General features: G+C 40.4%; 14 protein-coding genes. 2 read left to right on the top strand and 12 right to left on the bottom strand.

The window, feature by feature from the left end:
- Positions 1–76 precede the first annotated feature (76 nt).
- The 4 genes from AC1DOK_RS01765 to AC1DOK_RS01750 all read right to left on the bottom strand — a co-directional run bounded on the left by AC1DOK_RS01765 (position 77) and on the right by AC1DOK_RS01750 (position 4,036).
- Positions 77–1,594, bottom strand: coding sequence for an AAA family ATPase (locus AC1DOK_RS01765; RefSeq protein ID WP_477552499.1), 1,518 nt, complete (start codon positions 1,592–1,594; stop codon positions 77–79).
- Positions 1,587–2,123, bottom strand: coding sequence for a hypothetical protein (locus tag AC1DOK_RS01760; protein ID WP_477552498.1), 537 nt, complete (start codon positions 2,121–2,123; stop codon positions 1,587–1,589). Before AC1DOK_RS01760 ends, AC1DOK_RS01765 begins: the two co-directional genes overlap by 8 nt.
- A 115-nt stretch (positions 2,124–2,238) precedes the next feature.
- Positions 2,239–2,763 carry a cell wall elongation regulator TseB-like domain-containing protein gene (locus AC1DOK_RS01755; RefSeq protein ID WP_477552497.1) on the bottom strand — a complete coding sequence of 175 codons (525 nt, stop codon included), beginning with the start codon at positions 2,761–2,763 and terminating at the stop codon, positions 2,239–2,241.
- Positions 2,744–4,036, bottom strand: a complete 1,293-nt coding sequence (locus AC1DOK_RS01750) for an amidohydrolase (protein ID WP_477552496.1) — start codon at positions 4,034–4,036, stop codon at positions 2,744–2,746. Before AC1DOK_RS01750 ends, AC1DOK_RS01755 begins: the two co-directional genes overlap by 20 nt.
- A gap of 327 nt (positions 4,037–4,363) precedes the next feature.
- Here AC1DOK_RS01750 and AC1DOK_RS01745 point away from each other — a divergent pair, with 327 nt between their 5' ends.
- Both AC1DOK_RS01745 and AC1DOK_RS01740 read left to right on the top strand, forming a co-directional pair.
- On the top strand, positions 4,364–4,984 hold the full coding sequence (locus AC1DOK_RS01745; protein WP_477552495.1) for a DUF47 domain-containing protein: 621 nt from the start codon (positions 4,364–4,366) through the stop codon (positions 4,982–4,984).
- 26 nt (positions 4,985–5,010) lie between these two features.
- On the top strand, positions 5,011–6,021 hold the full coding sequence (locus AC1DOK_RS01740; protein WP_477552494.1) for an inorganic phosphate transporter: 1,011 nt from the start codon (positions 5,011–5,013) through the stop codon (positions 6,019–6,021).
- A gap of 121 nt (positions 6,022–6,142) precedes the next feature.
- Here AC1DOK_RS01740 and AC1DOK_RS01735 read toward each other — a convergent pair whose 3' ends face one another.
- The 8 genes from AC1DOK_RS01735 to AC1DOK_RS01700 all read right to left on the bottom strand — a co-directional run bounded on the left by AC1DOK_RS01735 (position 6,143) and on the right by AC1DOK_RS01700 (position 15,423).
- The gene (locus AC1DOK_RS01735; protein WP_477552493.1) at positions 6,143–6,763 is read right to left on the bottom strand and encodes a redox-sensing transcriptional repressor Rex; all 621 of its coding nucleotides are present in this window, start codon (positions 6,761–6,763) and stop codon (positions 6,143–6,145) included.
- On the bottom strand, positions 6,741–9,617 hold the full coding sequence (gene dinG / locus AC1DOK_RS01730; RefSeq protein WP_477552492.1) for an ATP-dependent DNA helicase DinG: 2,877 nt from the start codon (positions 9,615–9,617) through the stop codon (positions 6,741–6,743). The genes AC1DOK_RS01735 and dinG overlap by 23 nt, the downstream gene beginning before the upstream one ends.
- A gap of 78 nt (positions 9,618–9,695) precedes the next feature.
- A complete protein-coding gene (locus AC1DOK_RS01725; RefSeq protein WP_477552491.1) occupies positions 9,696–10,307 on the bottom strand; it encodes a tetratricopeptide repeat protein in 612 nt (203 codons plus the stop codon).
- A gap of 108 nt (positions 10,308–10,415) precedes the next feature.
- The gene (panD, locus tag AC1DOK_RS01720) at positions 10,416–10,799 is read right to left on the bottom strand and encodes an aspartate 1-decarboxylase (protein ID WP_477552490.1); all 384 of its coding nucleotides are present in this window, start codon (positions 10,797–10,799) and stop codon (positions 10,416–10,418) included.
- 5 nt (positions 10,800–10,804) lie between these two features.
- The gene (panC, locus tag AC1DOK_RS01715) at positions 10,805–11,680 is read right to left on the bottom strand and encodes a pantoate--beta-alanine ligase (RefSeq protein WP_477552673.1); all 876 of its coding nucleotides are present in this window, start codon (positions 11,678–11,680) and stop codon (positions 10,805–10,807) included.
- 129 nt (positions 11,681–11,809) lie between these two features.
- Positions 11,810–12,661: a 3-methyl-2-oxobutanoate hydroxymethyltransferase gene (gene panB / locus AC1DOK_RS01710; RefSeq protein ID WP_477552489.1), complete on the bottom strand. Its 852-nt coding sequence runs from the start codon at positions 12,659–12,661 to the stop codon at positions 11,810–11,812.
- A gap of 345 nt (positions 12,662–13,006) precedes the next feature.
- Positions 13,007–13,984 carry a biotin--[acetyl-CoA-carboxylase] ligase gene (locus AC1DOK_RS01705; RefSeq protein ID WP_477552488.1) on the bottom strand — a complete coding sequence of 326 codons (978 nt, stop codon included), beginning with the start codon at positions 13,982–13,984 and terminating at the stop codon, positions 13,007–13,009.
- The gene (locus AC1DOK_RS01700) at positions 13,981–15,423 is read right to left on the bottom strand and encodes a CCA tRNA nucleotidyltransferase (RefSeq protein WP_477552487.1); all 1,443 of its coding nucleotides are present in this window, start codon (positions 15,421–15,423) and stop codon (positions 13,981–13,983) included. Before AC1DOK_RS01700 ends, AC1DOK_RS01705 begins: the two co-directional genes overlap by 4 nt.
- Between the last annotated feature and the right edge of the window lie 13 nt (positions 15,424–15,436).

Raw genomic sequence — 15,436 nt, 5'->3', positions numbered from 1 at the left:
CGAGATCATGAAATAAGAATAGTAATTATTTACAAAATGTATCATCTCAAAAATATCCTTCTTGTAAAATCTGGTATTACGCTACATTTTGGTTCATCATTGTTCTAAACTTATCACCAGAAAGAACCTCTTCTTTAAGTAAAATAGCTAGTCCACCCTCTAGCACCTGTTGATGCTGCACTAATGTAGCTTTGGTTTGTCTAAATAAGTCCTCTAGTATCGTCACATTCTCTTGTAGTAATTGATCTTTGGGAACCATATTAACATCAACAATTCCGAGCGAAGTTAATCCGCAATCCACCATCATTCGAACAAGCTCCATTGCTTTCTCAAAATCATTTCTTGAGCCTGTACTTCTACCTCCGTAAATAACTTCTTCAGCGGCCGCTCCACCTAAGGCAACCATGATCTGCTCTTCAATATAAGTTTTGGTATATAAATAATGGTCTTCTGGTGGGTTATGACGAACATATCCAAGTGCTTTACCACGAGGGGTTAATGATACCTGTGAAACCGAATTACTCCGTACTGTTTCAGCTATAATGGCATGTCCAAGTTCATGATAAGCGACCCGAATCTTCTCCTCTTCATGTGCTTTACGATCCGTTTGCTCACCCAACATAACCTTATCGATCGCTAATGATAGGTGCTTCTGAGTAATTTCATTCGACTCATCACGAAGTGTATAAATCGCAGCTTCATTTAACACACTCTCCAGCTGCGCACCGGAGAATCCAAAGGTTTGCTCTGCAGCCTTCTCCATGCTAACGTCATTTGCAACTGGTTTATTCTTTGCATGAATTTCCAGAATAGACATACGACCCTGTTTATCAGGTAAATCAACCTCGATTTGACGATCAAATCGACCTGGGCGTAGTAGTGCTGAATCTAGCATCTCTTTGCGGTTTGTTGCAGCAATGATCAGAATTTGCACACCTTCTGTTGAATGAATACCATCCATTTCGGTTAACAATTGATTAAGTGTTTGATCGTATTCACGCTGTTGTCCACCTTCACGTTTTCCACCGATGACATCAATTTCATCGATAAAGATGATCGCATTCTCTTTGTTTTCCTTCTCAGCTTTGGTACGTGCTTCTTTAAATAGATCTCGAATTCTGCTCGCTCCAACACCTACATACATCTCAACAAATTCACTGCCTGAAGCAGCTACAAATACAGAATTAGTATAATGTGCCGATGCTCTTGCAAGTAAGGTTTTACCGGTACCTGGAGGTCCAGTTAACAAAAGACCCTTCATTGGACGAATACCAAGCTTGGCAATTTGTTCTTTCTTGATGATAAAATCAAGTGCCTCCATAATTTCGGCCTTCGCTCTGTCTTGTCCACCTATTTGATCGAATGATAAGGCTATTGGCTTACGATGCTTAGTCTTAGACTGCTTAGTAGAACCGCCAAACACGCCTGCCATGCCCCCATTTTTGGTTTTCATCATAACAATAACACAAGTTAGTACCATTCCAAAAAATAACATAGGAAACAACTGCTTCGAAATAAAACCTATAAAACCAAAGAAGATTGGGATGATCCCAATAAGAATTTCGATTCTAAATTTCAAGACTCGATTAAGCATTAGCAAATACCTCCATTTTATTCGGCATACGAGGTAAAATGATGATCTTTACCGCTTCTTGATGGGTTAGCTTAATATATACGTTCTTCTCATCAATATCAGTGGTAATTCCGAGTCCAGGAAGCTCTCCTGCTTTATTCTGTAAAGTAGTTGGAATACGGCTGTACTGCTTTAATTCCATTGCCTCCGCTACATCAAAAAGAGTAGAACTCCACCAAGCTTCAATTGCTGGTGAAGATTGTTCCTCAATGTGTAGATTCACATTTCTACTACCTATATAGGACTGGCCTTCTTTATATATCGTATTCATGAATTCACGAATGTTAATATCTTGGGTTACTTTCAAATCAACATCTAATTCATTGTCATTCAATTTTATCGTAGCATCCTCAACTGATGGTTGTTCATTGATCAGCTTTACCAGAGGAGATTTTAAAGCGAGATGTTGATAAGTAAACCAACCGCCAAACAGGACAACAAGCGTAATTACACTAGTGATTAGGATCACTGCTGGATTCAACTTTTTCATAAAACTCCTCCTTTATCTAACTGAATATATATCAGAGTATATCATATTTGATATACGATTAAGATGGTATAACTTGGGCAATGCCAACCTCTATGCATAAAAAAAGCTTAGCCTGTTAAGCGCTAAGCTTGTAAGTATCAATATATTCTCCATCGGAGAAACGATAGTAAGTATAATAATACGATGGATCACCATTCTCATCCACTTTCTTATAGTACGCTTCCCATACATTCACATTTTGAACTCTATTCGGTATGACACGCAAGAATTTAGCAGATGGCTCAAGCTGTAATACTTTAGCACGCACCTCAGCTTCCTGAATAGCTCCTTCTGCGAATTCCGAGAAAAATATTGTATCAGATACCCATGCAACGATTGGACGATCCGAATTATCTGTCCCAAAAACAATATGATAAGCCTCATCACCATAAGAAGATTCAACCCGTGTTACTGTCCTTAAGCCCAATTGCTCCTTAGCAATTTGCGAAGCTTTATCTCGATCTGCGAAATAATCCTTCTGCACACTTGCATAGAAGAATGCGAGTCCAATAATCACGACAACAAATACGGTAATTGAAATCCATAGAAATTTTTTGGGCCTAGACATCCGGCTATATACATTACTGCGTAAGCTTCTCAAAACAAAGCTCAGCCTCCCGCTTTACTTTCTCTTCATCCAGTGTTAAACATTCACGTCCACGAACAATCCATTTGCCATCTATTATAACATCAACTACATCATTTGCAGAAGCAGAATATATGACATGAGAAATGAAATCGCTTTTCGGTAAGAAATGTGGTTGGTCGATATCAATCGCAATGACATCAGCTTTCATTCCTACTTTAAGCAGACCAACATTATCTAACCATATAGAACGAGCTCCATCAATTGTTCCCATCTGTAAGGCTTGCTTAGCTGGAACTGCTAATGGATTGCCAGATGCTCCCTTGTGGATTAATGCGGCAAGTCGCATTTCTTCGAACATATCCAAATTATTGTTGGAAGCAGGGCCATCCGTTCCTAGGGAAACTAATATGCCCATCTCTAGCATCTCTGGTACACGTGCGAAGCCAGATGCTAATTTAAGATTACTTCCAGGATTATGTGAGACGCGTACGTCATACTGTTTAAGAATTGCAAGCTCTTCGTCATTCAAATGAACAGCATGTGCAAGCAGTGTAGGACGATTGAAGACACCAAGCTTCTCTAGATGCTGGGTAGGTCTTAATCCATAATCATCGACATTTTGTTGAACCTCATGCTGTGTTTCAGACATATGCGTATGCATAGGTATGTCTAAATCATACGATACCTGCACAAGCTTTTCGATATAATCTGGCGGACATGTATAAGGCGCATGTGGAGCGATCATAGTCGTAATTCTACCATCTGCCTTACCGTGCCAATCCTTAGCGAACTGTTTAGCCATTTGAAGCTTCTCATCTTGTACCTCTGGAGGACAGAGTCCGATTACACCACGCGTTAGACAACCTCTAATCCCTGACTCTTCAACGACACAAGCAACATGCTCCATTTGATCGTACATGTCGACAAATGCTGTAGTCCCCCCCTTGAGCATTTCCACGATCGATAATGCAGATCCCCACTTCACATCATTAGAGGTAAATTTAGCTTCGATCGGCCACATCTTCTCCTCAAGCCATACTTTTAGCGCTAAATCATCACCATAACCTCTGAGCAGTGACATAGCTGCATGTCCATGTGTATTAACTAGACCAGGCATATATAGCTTATTGTTTCCGCGAATAACCTCATCGTACGATTCAAGTGGCTCAGGTGGCTCAGAACCGATGAATTCGATTTGACTGTCGTTAATCACTAAGCATCCTTTAGTAATTAATTCCTGTGCATCAAGCGTAACAAATAAACCATCAACTATAATTTTTTTCATTATTATTGTATCCCTCACTTCATTTTCATCTTTATATGTAATTATAATCTTTTTACAATGTACATGTTAGAATTTATAAAATCAACAATTTAACATAAAACCGCATTGCTTTCACCTAGCTGGATATGCTATTTTTATCAAGTGGGTTTGGAGATATAGAAAACAGACCAGACCTATATTTACCAATAGAAAAGTAATTGACAAATCTAATCACCAGAACAAACAATTGATTAGATTAGAGCTTAACTTTTCTATTATGTTATAAAGAATTTATTCCACAGTAATATCTTTATAACAAACATAATTTAAGGAGGTTGTGAGAAACCTATGCTGTTCACCAAAAAAAATGATGTTGACTTTCTAAATCTACTCATTAAAGCAGCTGAGAATACTTTAGAGGCAGCGCATGTGTTTCGCAAAGCAATGAATGATACAAAACCGCCTGCAGAAACCTTTCAAGCTGTTAAAGATTTAGAAAGTGCAGGGGATGTACTGACCAGAGATATTTTCCATGGCTTAAACAAAGTATTCATCACGCCTATCGAACGAGAAGATATTCTAGAGCTTGCTTCTTCTTTAGACGACGTACTCGATGGAATCGAAGCCTCAATTGCACGCTTTGATTATTTGTCAATTCTTACAACTGACAAGTATATGAAGAGTTTTGCTGAAATCATTGTGGATTGTTGTCAGCTAATTCTTGATGCTTTCAAAGTATTAAGTAAGAAAAAATACCTTCAGCTTACTCAATTCACTGAGCAAATCACTGTATTAGAGAATGAAGGCGACAGATTAATGCGTGAGGGCATTCGTGAAATCTTTATACATAGAAAAGATCCTTACGAGGATTTTAAGCTTAAAGAAATCTATGAGCGCCTTGAGGAAACAACAGATTCTTGCAAAGACGTCGCTAATATTCTCCACGGCGTTGTGTTACGCTACTCTTAAGTAGCTACGAAACTTAGGAGGAGATCATGGACAACAGTTTACTCGTCATTATCATCATTGTGATACTCGCATTAGGATTCGATTTTATTAACGGTTTTCATGATACGGCTAATGCCATTGCAACATCAATATCAACACGTGCCCTCCCCCCTAAAGTAGCTGTTCTTTATGCAGCAGTGCTTAACTTTATTGGAGCAGTCATCTTTTCTGGGGTAGCCAAAACGATTGGTGGTTCAATTGCTGATCCGTTCAGTGTAGATAATGGACTTTATATCGTTATAGCAACCCTGATCGCATCAATTTTTTGGAACCTGCTTACATGGTATTATGGCATTCCATCTTCCTCATCACATACGTTAATTGGTGCGCTTGCTGGTGCTGTTATAGCAGGGGCTGGCTGGGATGCAGTAAACTTAGGTGGTTTCGGTAAAATTATTGCGATTTTATTGCTATCCCCAATTATTGCCTTTACTGCAGGCTTTATTATGATGACAATTATCAAGTATTTGGTACTTTGGAAAGGAAATTCTTCCCGAACTAAGCTTAATCGGGTATTTCGTTTTTTCCAAATTATATCTGCTGGACTACTATCGTTCTCGCACGGGGGTAATGATGCTCAGAAAGCAATGGGTATCATCGTCTTTGCACTAGTAGCAGGCGGATTCCAAACCGATCTTGAAGTGCCACTTTGGGTTAAAATTCTAGCTGCCACAGCAATCGGTCTAGGAACTTCAATTGGTGGTTGGAAAATTATCAAAACAGTTTCATCCAAAATCATCAAAATTGAACCAATCAATGGCTTTGCTTCAGATTTAACATCGTTTGTTGTTATCCAAACGTCAACATTCTTGAATATGCCATTATCAACAACTCATGTCATCACATCTGCCATCATTGGTACAGGTAGTGTTATTCGTTTCCATGAGGTGAAATGGGCTACTGTTATTCGAATGATCATCACATGGCTAATCACAATCCCTATTTCAATGGTACTGGGTTACCTACTATACAAAGTCATGTTCGGATGGGTATTATAAATTACAACCTTTAGAAGACGACCTAATGGACGTCTTTTTTTGTTGATTCATTTACTTTCTAATTAACAAAAAAGGTAGCAACTTCAAATAATGAAGATGCTACCTTATTCATTTTATGTGCTTATTCTAAATAATAAGCTAAGCTTTGGAGATCTGTTGTAAAGTCAGCATGATGAACGCGGATGTTATTAGGAACCTTAATTATTACAGGAGCAAAATTCAGTATAGCTTCTACTCCCGCTTCAACAAACTGTGTAGCCACTTGTTGTGCAGACACGGAAGGAACCGTAATAATACCAATACGAATTTGAAGTAATTTAATCGTTTCCTCGATCTGCTCCATTGGTTGTACAATTAAATTGTTAACCACTTTGCCATGCTGCTCAGGATTAGAATCGAATACAGCAACTATTTTCATCGAATCCTTAAGATACGTATTGTAGTTACATAATGCACGACCTAAGTTACCAGCACCTACAAGTGCAACAGATAATGTCTTGTCCAGCTTCAGAATTTGACGTATTTTTTCAATTAAGAAAAGCACATCATATCCAATTCCTTTTTTGCCAAATTCCCCAAAATAAGCTAAATCTTTGCGAATTTGTGCTGGGTTTAAATTAAGCTTTTGTCCTAAATCCTGTGATGAAACCGTAAGCACATTATTAGTAGCTAACTCACTCAAGAACCGTAAATAAATTGGCAGTCTGCGAACAACTGCATCAGATATTTTCATCGATTTCAAGAAGATTCTCTCCCATCCATTGTTGGATACTAGGTACAATTTGGGAGGTATACATAGATTCGATCTTCGGACCTGGTAGTGAATAAAGAAAATTTCTCCCATAACGTGTCTCAATAACTCTTGTATCATAAATAATTACGACACCTTTATCTCGGGACGAGCGAATAAGCCGGCCAAAGCCCTGCTTAAACCGAATTACAGCTTGCGGTACGGAAAATTTCATAAATGCATTTTTATTTTGTTTCTTGAGGTTCTCGCATTTAGCTTCCACTAACGGATGACTTGGCGGTTGAAATGGAAGTCTTACAATTGCCAAACATGTAAGCGCATTACCGGGAATGTCGACTCCCTCCCAGAAAGAACTAGTTCCAAGTAATACACTTGACTTACCTTCTTGAAATAAACGAGTTAATTTACTGCGATTTCCACTATCCACCCCTTGGCCAAGCACTCCAATACCATGAGGTTTAAGTCGTTCCCTCAATTCTCCATGAACTTGTCGCAACATTTTGTTTGATGTAAATAATACTAGTAAACGCCCCCTTGTGGCAAGTGCAACTTCATAAAGTGATCCAATTAGTTTATCAATAAACAGAACATCTCCGGACGAACCTTTAATTCCAGGGAAGTCTCTAGGAACACATACAAGCGCTTGCTCACGATATTTAAAGGGGGAAGGAAGCATAACCGTACGCAGCTTATCTTCATCATTCTCTTCGTTAAATCCTAGCTGTGAAGCTGTGTATTGAAACGATTTATCTACCGAGAGAGTTGCTGATGTCATAACAACGCTTGCTTTTTTATCAAAAACATATTCCTGCATGAGCTTACTAACATCAATAGGCACACAACTTAGAAGGATGGAGCTCTTCTTATTATTCAAGCCTCCTTCTATCCAATATACAAAACTATTGTCCTTCATTTCCATGAAAATTTTCATATTATCACGACATTGTGCGATTTCTTTCACATATCCATTAAAATCAGTAAGAAAAGCTTGTAAATCATATTCATCTTGATAATCTTTGATCTTATTCATTAATTTATCTAACGCTTTAAGTAGATCTCCTAGATCCTCTTGCAAATCATCAGACATTTGACTTAAGTTAGACCAGTTTGCGGGTAATGATTCCGATTTAATTCGGAGCACATATTGTCCTGTATCCTGCTGAGCAGCATCTTTGGTACCCGTCGAAACAAGATCATACATCTGGTCACAGAACGTATCCCACTGTTCTTTAATTGACATCAGCTTTGGATATAAGAGCTCAATCGTTTCACACCAAGCCGCCGCACGATCATCCCCACTTATATTCGCCAATTTATTTCTCAAGAGCGGTAGCTGGCCAGTACGTATATCTTTAAACAACCACTGTAATGCTCCAACTAATGAAAAATAATATAATTCAGTTCCTAGATGCTTGCTAGCCACTTCTTCAAGATGATGGGATTCGTCGATAATTAAATGATTATAACCTGGCAGAATGCGATGATCCGCTTTGATATCAGTAAATAACATGGAATGATTCGTAATGACTAAGTCAGCTTGATTGGCTGAATTCCGTGCACGGTGATAGAAGCACTTCCGAAACCATGGACATTTACGATTAAGGCAGGAATCAGCGTCACTAGCAACGGAGTGCCAGAAGTTAAGCCCTCTACCCGTTAAATTAAGCTCTTCATCATCACCTGTCTCCGTCTCGTTCAGCCAAACAGTCATCTGTGAAGCTGTCATAGCATCCTCTTTGGAGCTGTCAAGATCCAGCGTACTTACTCTGCCTTCAAATTTACGTAAGCACAGGTAATGACTTCTTCCCTTGAACACTGCAGCTTCAAAAGGAACAGGAAATATTTCACTAAGAAGTGGGACATCCCTAGTACGAAGCTGTTCTTGTAAATTAATCGTATGTGTTGAAACCACAATCTTATGATCGTTCTTGATCCCATAATACAGGGCGGGGATTAAATAGCCAATGGATTTACCCGTACCTGTACCCGCTTCAATCATCAGATGATGACCATCATTCAGAGCAGATTGGATCTCCTCAATCATCGTCTCTTGCGCTTCTCGCTCTTCATAATGATTAAGGCTTTCCTTCATAGTCGATTTAAGATCTGCGTAGAACTCTTCAAATTTCTCTGGGAGAATACGCGGTTCTTCGTTCTTAGAATCATCCTCATCACGCCAATCTGTGACTCCAAGCGCAAAACCCCGATAATAGCGATCCAAATTCGGATCCTCACTTACCTGTAATTCACGCTTGTTTCTAATTTCGCTTAGAAACCAACCGATATCATTCCCAATCTGCTGCTCTAATAATAGATGAAGCCGCTGGATTGTGATTAATGGTAACTCGTCCATACGATCCAAGCAACGCTGGAGAATAATCGCAGTAACCTCTGCATCACTATCTGCTTGATGAGGTCGTTCATGCTCAATATCGAACCATTGGCAGGCAAGTGTAAGTTGATATGAATTAATCGAAGGAAATAAGGCCTTTAATAAATCAATCGTATCTAGAACCCGACCCCCAAATGGGAAATAACCTGATTTAGCGAGACCACGCTGTAAAAATCCAAAATCAAATGCAATATTATGACCAACTAGCACACAATCGTGTATAAGCGGATATAATTTGGCCATCACATCCGATAATTCAGGCGCGTCCTCCACCATTTCATCGGTAATTCCAGTTAGTCCAGTAATTGAAGAAGGTATACCGATCCTTGGATTAACAAGGGAAGTATACCTATCTGTAATTGTTCGATTATTTATGATGACAAGGCCAACTTGAATAATCTCATCGTCAGTACCTGGTCCAGTTGTTTCAAAATCGATAACCGCAAACTTCATTCCCCTCTATCCTTCCCTTCTTCTTGCTATACAGAGTAGCATAACAGAATCTGCAAAAAGACGAAACAAGGAGGCGAATTATTCTTCCAAATTCATAACGGTCGGGTCAAAATGATACGCTTTGTTAAAGTATTCAACCGCCTTATCCATATTACGTTTTTCATACTGAATGCAACCCATTATATTGTAAGATATCGCCTTAATTTTGGCATTGTCCGTTAGCGGAATGATAAATTGAAAATGTCTTGATGCTTCAGAATAATCTGCTTTACGCATAAAAGACATAGCTAAATAGGCACGCGCAAGCATAAAATCTGGATTCATTTTAATCACAGCTTCAAATTCTCTGATCGCATTATCATACATACAGAGCTTGTAATATCCTTGACCTTTATCAAATTCAATTGACTTGGATGTAGGTGCTCCAGCATCAGAAATATAATGAGGCGACAATTTCTTTGCATGCGATTTTGTTGGCTGATCCCCATGCTCTTCTTCGGGTTTATCTGAATAGAATGCTCTTAACTTTTCTTCAAAACCTAACCAGTTTTCAATAAACTCATCACTCATCGTTTTTAATACTTGTAGCTGCTCGTCTAATTTCACCCTTTGGGCTTTATTTGCGTGAGGATATTGCTTAGCGACTTCACCCAGTACTTCGTTCATCGTCTCAAATAAATGTTTGAACATGTGCATCCCGCCTTTGTCATAAGCAGATGAGTTCGTTGTTACTTTATGAATCACACCAATGTACGCTTATTGTTTGTCACTTGGGATAAATCATGCGTCAAATCGTGATTAAAGGACGGTAGAATGTGTTTCCATACCGAGAACTTGTTTAACTTTGTTTCCTTCTCCAAGAATAGCCACCTTAGGTGTGTAATTTCGTGCCTCTTCATCGCTCATTAATCCGTATGCAATGATGATAACAGTATCGCCTACTTGAACAAGTCTAGCTGCCGCTCCGTTTAAGCACACAACACCTGAGCCGCGAGGACCAGGAATAATATACGTTTCTAAGCGCGCACCGTTATTATTATTAACTATTTGTACTTTTTCATTAGGAAGTAAATCAACAAGATCAAGTAAATCCTCATCGATTGTAATTGAACCGATATAGTTTAAATTCGCTTCAGTTACCGTCGCGCGGTGAAGCTTAGATGTCATTATGGTTCTGAACATGCAGATTATTTCCCTCCCATGGAAATGATAATGTTATCAATTAATCGCGTATTACCGAATTTAACTGCTAATGCAATGATCAGTTGATCTACATTCTTTAACTGATCAGACCTTATCGATTCAAGCTGCGGATAGGTTAAAATTTCAATATAGTCTACATTGGCAGACGGTGATTGATTAATAAAATGATGAATATGGGTCTGTAATACGTTCACATCAGTAACTTGTCCATTCGCAATCAATCGCTTAGCTTCAGCTAAGCTATGTGATAGCACAAGTGCTTCGTGTCGCTCCTTATCACTCAAATAAATATTACGCGAACTGAGCGCAAGACCATCCTCTTCTCTTAGAATTGGACAAGGTACGATCTGAACGGGCATGTTAAGATCATGAACCATTTGCTGAATAACCGCTACTTGCTGCGCATCCTTCATCCCGAAGAAGACTTGATTTGGCTGTACAATATTAAAAAGCTTCGTGACAACTGTCGATACCCCGTCGAAATGACCAGGACGAGATGCTCCACACAAGCGTGATGTTAATTCACTGACAGCTACTTTCGTTTTGGATGGAGCTGGATACATTTCTTCAACACTTGGCAAGAATACAACATGAACACCAGCTTGTTCAGCAGTGTGGAGATCACGTTTCTCATCACGCGGATATTTATCGAAATCCTCATTCGGACCGAATTGGATTGGATTCACAAAAATACTAAGAACGATTAGGTTGCAGGTTTCTTGTGCACGTTTAATCAATGACACATGCCCTTCATGTAAATATCCCATCGTTGGAACGAGTCCTATTGATATATCGTCTTGTTGCTTACGCTGCTGCGACAAATAACCTTGAAGTTCGATAATGCTGCGAATTACGATCATCTTATACCTGCTCCATTTCTTATTAATCTTCACTAAATGAACGCTGCGTGGAAGGATTATCCTTCTGCATTCCCGCTTTGTTCTGCAAATGGTTCTTTCTATAGCAAACAATGATTATGAGTGAGAGCCTTAATTCGATCCGTATAGTTTACCAACTATGTCTTGATTGGCGTGGAATCCATGTTCTGCTGCAGGGAAGCTGCGTTCTTTGACTTCCTTAACGTATTGTTCAATACCTTGCTTAATCATCCCTCCGACGTTCGCATAAGTTTTGACGAATCGTTTCGGATGAGTTTCAGGCCCATATTGCAAGACATCATGGAATACAAGAACTTGACCATCACAAGCTGCTCCAGCACCAATACCAATCGTTGGGATTGTAAGTTGTTCACTGATCCAAGCAGATATTTCATCTGTTACAAGCTCAAGCACGATTGCAAATGCACCTGCTTGTTCAAGCGCCTTGGCATCCTCTAATAATTTCTGAGCTTGGCTATCTGTTTTCCCTTGTACCTTATAGCCACCAATTTGATGGATGGATTGCGGAGTTAAACCGAGATGGCCCATAACGGGTATCCCTGCAATCGTAAGGGATTGAACTGTATGAGCAATTTCCACGCCACCTTCCATTTTGACTGCCTTAGCAAGCCCTTCTTGCATAATTCTAGCAGCATTACGCATTGTCGTTTCTAGTGAACCATGGTAGGTCATAAACGGCATGTCCGTTACGACGAACGTTGATTTAACTGCCCTTGTTACTGCTTTTGTATGATAAATCATATCTTCAATCGTTACTGGCAATGTCGAATCATAACCGAGCACTACGTTTCCTAATGAATCTCCAACGAGAATAACTTCGATACCAGCCTCTTCTGCTAGAAATGCAGAAGGATAATCATAAGCTGTAATGACGGTGATCGGTTCTCTATCTTCTTTCATTTTTTGAAGCCTAGAAGTGGTAATTGGTTTACGTATTTGCATGTCATGTACCCGCTTTCTATCCTTATTTTTGACCAAATAAGTACAACCCACATAAAGAGAATCAGTTAAAAATAACAACAAAAAAAACCTTTTAGGCAGGCTAAAAGGCACACGAATAAAAAGAATCATATGATCCTTTCTGTCTCGGTCCTTTTGGCTCAGAGCAGAATCCAACATACTACGTTAAGATTATCCAGTTGTCTAACGGTTCATAAAGAGTTGTACGACCTGAGTGCGATTCTGATTCAGATATCGCCTCACAACAATATTATATCAACACCCTAATCTGATGTCACTGATTAATTCATCATGATGTCACGAATTATTTCATCCTGATATCAGTTATTAACTCATCATGATTTCGCCAGCATAAATACGGACTTCCTGACCATCAAGCTGTTTAATAATCAGTGCACCTGATTCATCAAGAGCTGTAGCGATTCCTTCAATAATCCCTTGTGCTGTGTAAGCATGAATTGGTCTTCCCAAAGATACGGATAAAGCTTCCCATAATGAGCGGATTGGGCTAAATCCTTGCGTATAATAAAGCTCAAATAAGTCTTCAAACTCCTTGAGAAACGTTGCAACCAACTTTTCGCGTTCAATTTCATGGCCCATTTCAATCGCTAGTGAAGTCGCAATGGATTGTAATTCATCCGGGAATTCATCTAATTGCATATTAGCTGAAATACCGATTCCACAAACAATATATTTTAGACGTTCATCCTCAGCGCTAGATTCGAGTAGAATACCACTTACCTTTTTTCCAGAAATAAGTAGATCGTTAGGCCATTTAATCCCGATATCTACTGCACACATGCGTTTAATTGATCGGCACAAGGCAACTGCTGTTACAAGTGTTAATTGTGGTGTGAAAAATAGGGGGATGCGCGGTTTAAGAACCAGACTCATCCATATCCCTTTACCTTTGGGGGAGAACCACGGACGGCCCAACCTACCACGTCCATCTGTCTGACACTCGGCTATGATTAATGTACCTTCCTCAGCACCTTGTACTACCTGCTCATGTGCGATCGTATTGGTGGAAGTCACCGTATCATAATAATGAATTTTACGTCCCAATTTTTGCGTCTGAAGCTCGGATGATAATCTTGCAATATTAAACTTAGCTGGAGCCTTAATAAGGCGATAACCTCGTCTAGATACAGCTTCAAACACATACCCTTCAGCTCGTAAGTTCTCAATTTGCTTCCATACAGCAGTCCGTGAGCAACCTAATTGTTTGCTAAGCTGCTCGCCAGAAATAAAAGTGTCTCCTTGCTGTTCAAACACTTGGAGAATTTGCTGGTAATTGTCATTCATTGTTTTGAAGCCTCCAATAAAGCCGCTTTATCGTTCGGTAAAGAACCAAGTGCTACCTCGCGAAGCAGTCTTTGTAATTCATTCGCAACCCAAGGACCACCCGGTTTACCTATATGTGCAATGAGTTCAGTCCCTGTTATCATCAGATCCTTAATTGAAGTACACGGCATTGTGTTAAGCCATTCATAACCAGACATAGCAATTTCGGCAGCGTATGCTTGCAAGAAGGGTTCTAAGTGTAACATAAGGGGTGTAGTGATTAACTTGGCGTCATTACTAGCTGCTACTTCAGTTGATTCTTCACTTACTGCTTCTTTACTAACTATTTCTTTATTAATTACTTCTTTATTAATTACTTCTATACTAGCTTCTTCTTCACAGCTTACTACGTCGCTGTTAAGCACAGTAATAACTGCGAGCCATAGTTCAGCGGCTAATTGGCCATGAGCAAGTACAGAGAGTTTAAACGTCGTTTCAAGCGTTGTGACAGGGTGTCCATCTTCCGGCAACTGACTGAGCGGCTGAATCACACTGCTATGTAGCGCTAGTGCACTACTAATAGCTGTGATCGTAGCACGGGAGAAAGTCAGCTTGCGAAGTGCGCTGCTGACGTTAACAACCTCCTCCTCCATTAGCAGGAGGAGAAGTACCCAGCGCGCCTTCGTATCTGGCAGCGCAGTAAGCTTCCGCAGCGCGCGCTCAGCAAACGCGCTGCTCCACCTAGCCGCGATCGGCAGGCCCAGCGGCTGCCGAAAGTATTGCGGAAGCTCGCTAGCCACGAGCATCCGGATCCCTCGGTGGGGGTCACTCCCCCCCACCAGACGCTCTAGCTCCGCGCGTACGCGCTCCATCGCAATATGCGATAGGAGCGGTGCTTGCACGCGGAGCGAATCCCATGTGGCCTCCTCAACACGGAGGCCATAGTCCGAGGCGAAGCGCACGCAGCGCAGCATGCGCAGTGCGTCTTCGCCAAAGCGCTCCTCCGCTATGCCAACGCAGCGGAGGAGCCCTGACTTAAGATCCGCTTGCCCTGCAAACGGATCGATTAATTGCCCCGCGATGTCCATCGCCATCGCGTTCATGGTAAAATCACGCCGGCGTAGATCCTCCACAAGTGAAGTTACGTACTTCACTTCTTTGGGTCGCCGGAACTGCTCATACTCCGTTTCTGTGCGAAACGTTGTCACTTCGAACGGCTGATGGTCGATCAGCACCGTCACTGTACCATGCTTAATACCCGTTGGCACTGTTCGCTCAAAGCAACTAATTACTTGATCTGGCGTCGCAGAAGTTGCAATATCATAATCATTGACTGGCCGATTAAGAACTCTGTCCCGTACACAGCCACCAACAAAATAAGCCTCATACCCATGAGTTAATAACTGCTGTAGCACTACTCGGCCTTGATTTTCAGCTTCATTGATTTGCAAACTTGTCATCGCCTTCATCCCT

The organism is Paenibacillus sp. P5_B5, assembly GCF_056400365.1.
The sequence above is the reverse complement of the archived record's forward strand: the minus strand, read 5'-3'. Positions and strand labels throughout refer to the sequence as shown.

What these genes read in the sequence shown, in the direction of transcription:
- AC1DOK_RS01745 (WP_477552495.1), top strand. Translation starts at nt 4,364, where the DNA reads ATGCTGTTCACCAAAAAAAATGATGTTGACTTTCTAAATCTACTCATT.
- AC1DOK_RS01725 (WP_477552491.1), bottom strand. Translation starts at nt 10,307, where the DNA reads ATGTTCAAACATTTATTTGAGACGATGAACGAAGTACTGGGTGAAGTC.
- panB (WP_477552489.1), bottom strand. Translation starts at nt 12,661, where the DNA reads ATGCAAATACGTAAACCAATTACCACTTCTAGGCTTCAAAAAATGAAA.
- panD (WP_477552490.1), bottom strand. Translation starts at nt 10,799, where the DNA reads ATGTTCAGAACCATAATGACATCTAAGCTTCACCGCGCGACGGTAACT.
- AC1DOK_RS01750 (WP_477552496.1), bottom strand. Translation starts at nt 4,036, where the DNA reads ATGAAAAAAATTATAGTTGATGGTTTATTTGTTACGCTTGATGCACAG.
- AC1DOK_RS01740 (WP_477552494.1), top strand. Translation starts at nt 5,011, where the DNA reads ATGGACAACAGTTTACTCGTCATTATCATCATTGTGATACTCGCATTA.
- AC1DOK_RS01705 (WP_477552488.1), bottom strand. Translation starts at nt 13,984, where the DNA reads ATGAATGACAATTACCAGCAAATTCTCCAAGTGTTTGAACAGCAAGGA.
- AC1DOK_RS01765 (WP_477552499.1), bottom strand. Translation starts at nt 1,594, where the DNA reads ATGCTTAATCGAGTCTTGAAATTTAGAATCGAAATTCTTATTGGGATC.
- AC1DOK_RS01760 (WP_477552498.1), bottom strand. Translation starts at nt 2,123, where the DNA reads ATGAAAAAGTTGAATCCAGCAGTGATCCTAATCACTAGTGTAATTACG.
- AC1DOK_RS01700 (WP_477552487.1), bottom strand. Translation starts at nt 15,423, where the DNA reads ATGACAAGTTTGCAAATCAATGAAGCTGAAAATCAAGGCCGAGTAGTG.
- dinG (WP_477552492.1), bottom strand. Translation starts at nt 9,617, where the DNA reads ATGAAGTTTGCGGTTATCGATTTTGAAACAACTGGACCAGGTACTGAC.
- panC (WP_477552673.1), bottom strand. Translation starts at nt 11,680, where the DNA reads ATGATCGTAATTCGCAGCATTATCGAACTTCAAGGTTATTTGTCGCAG.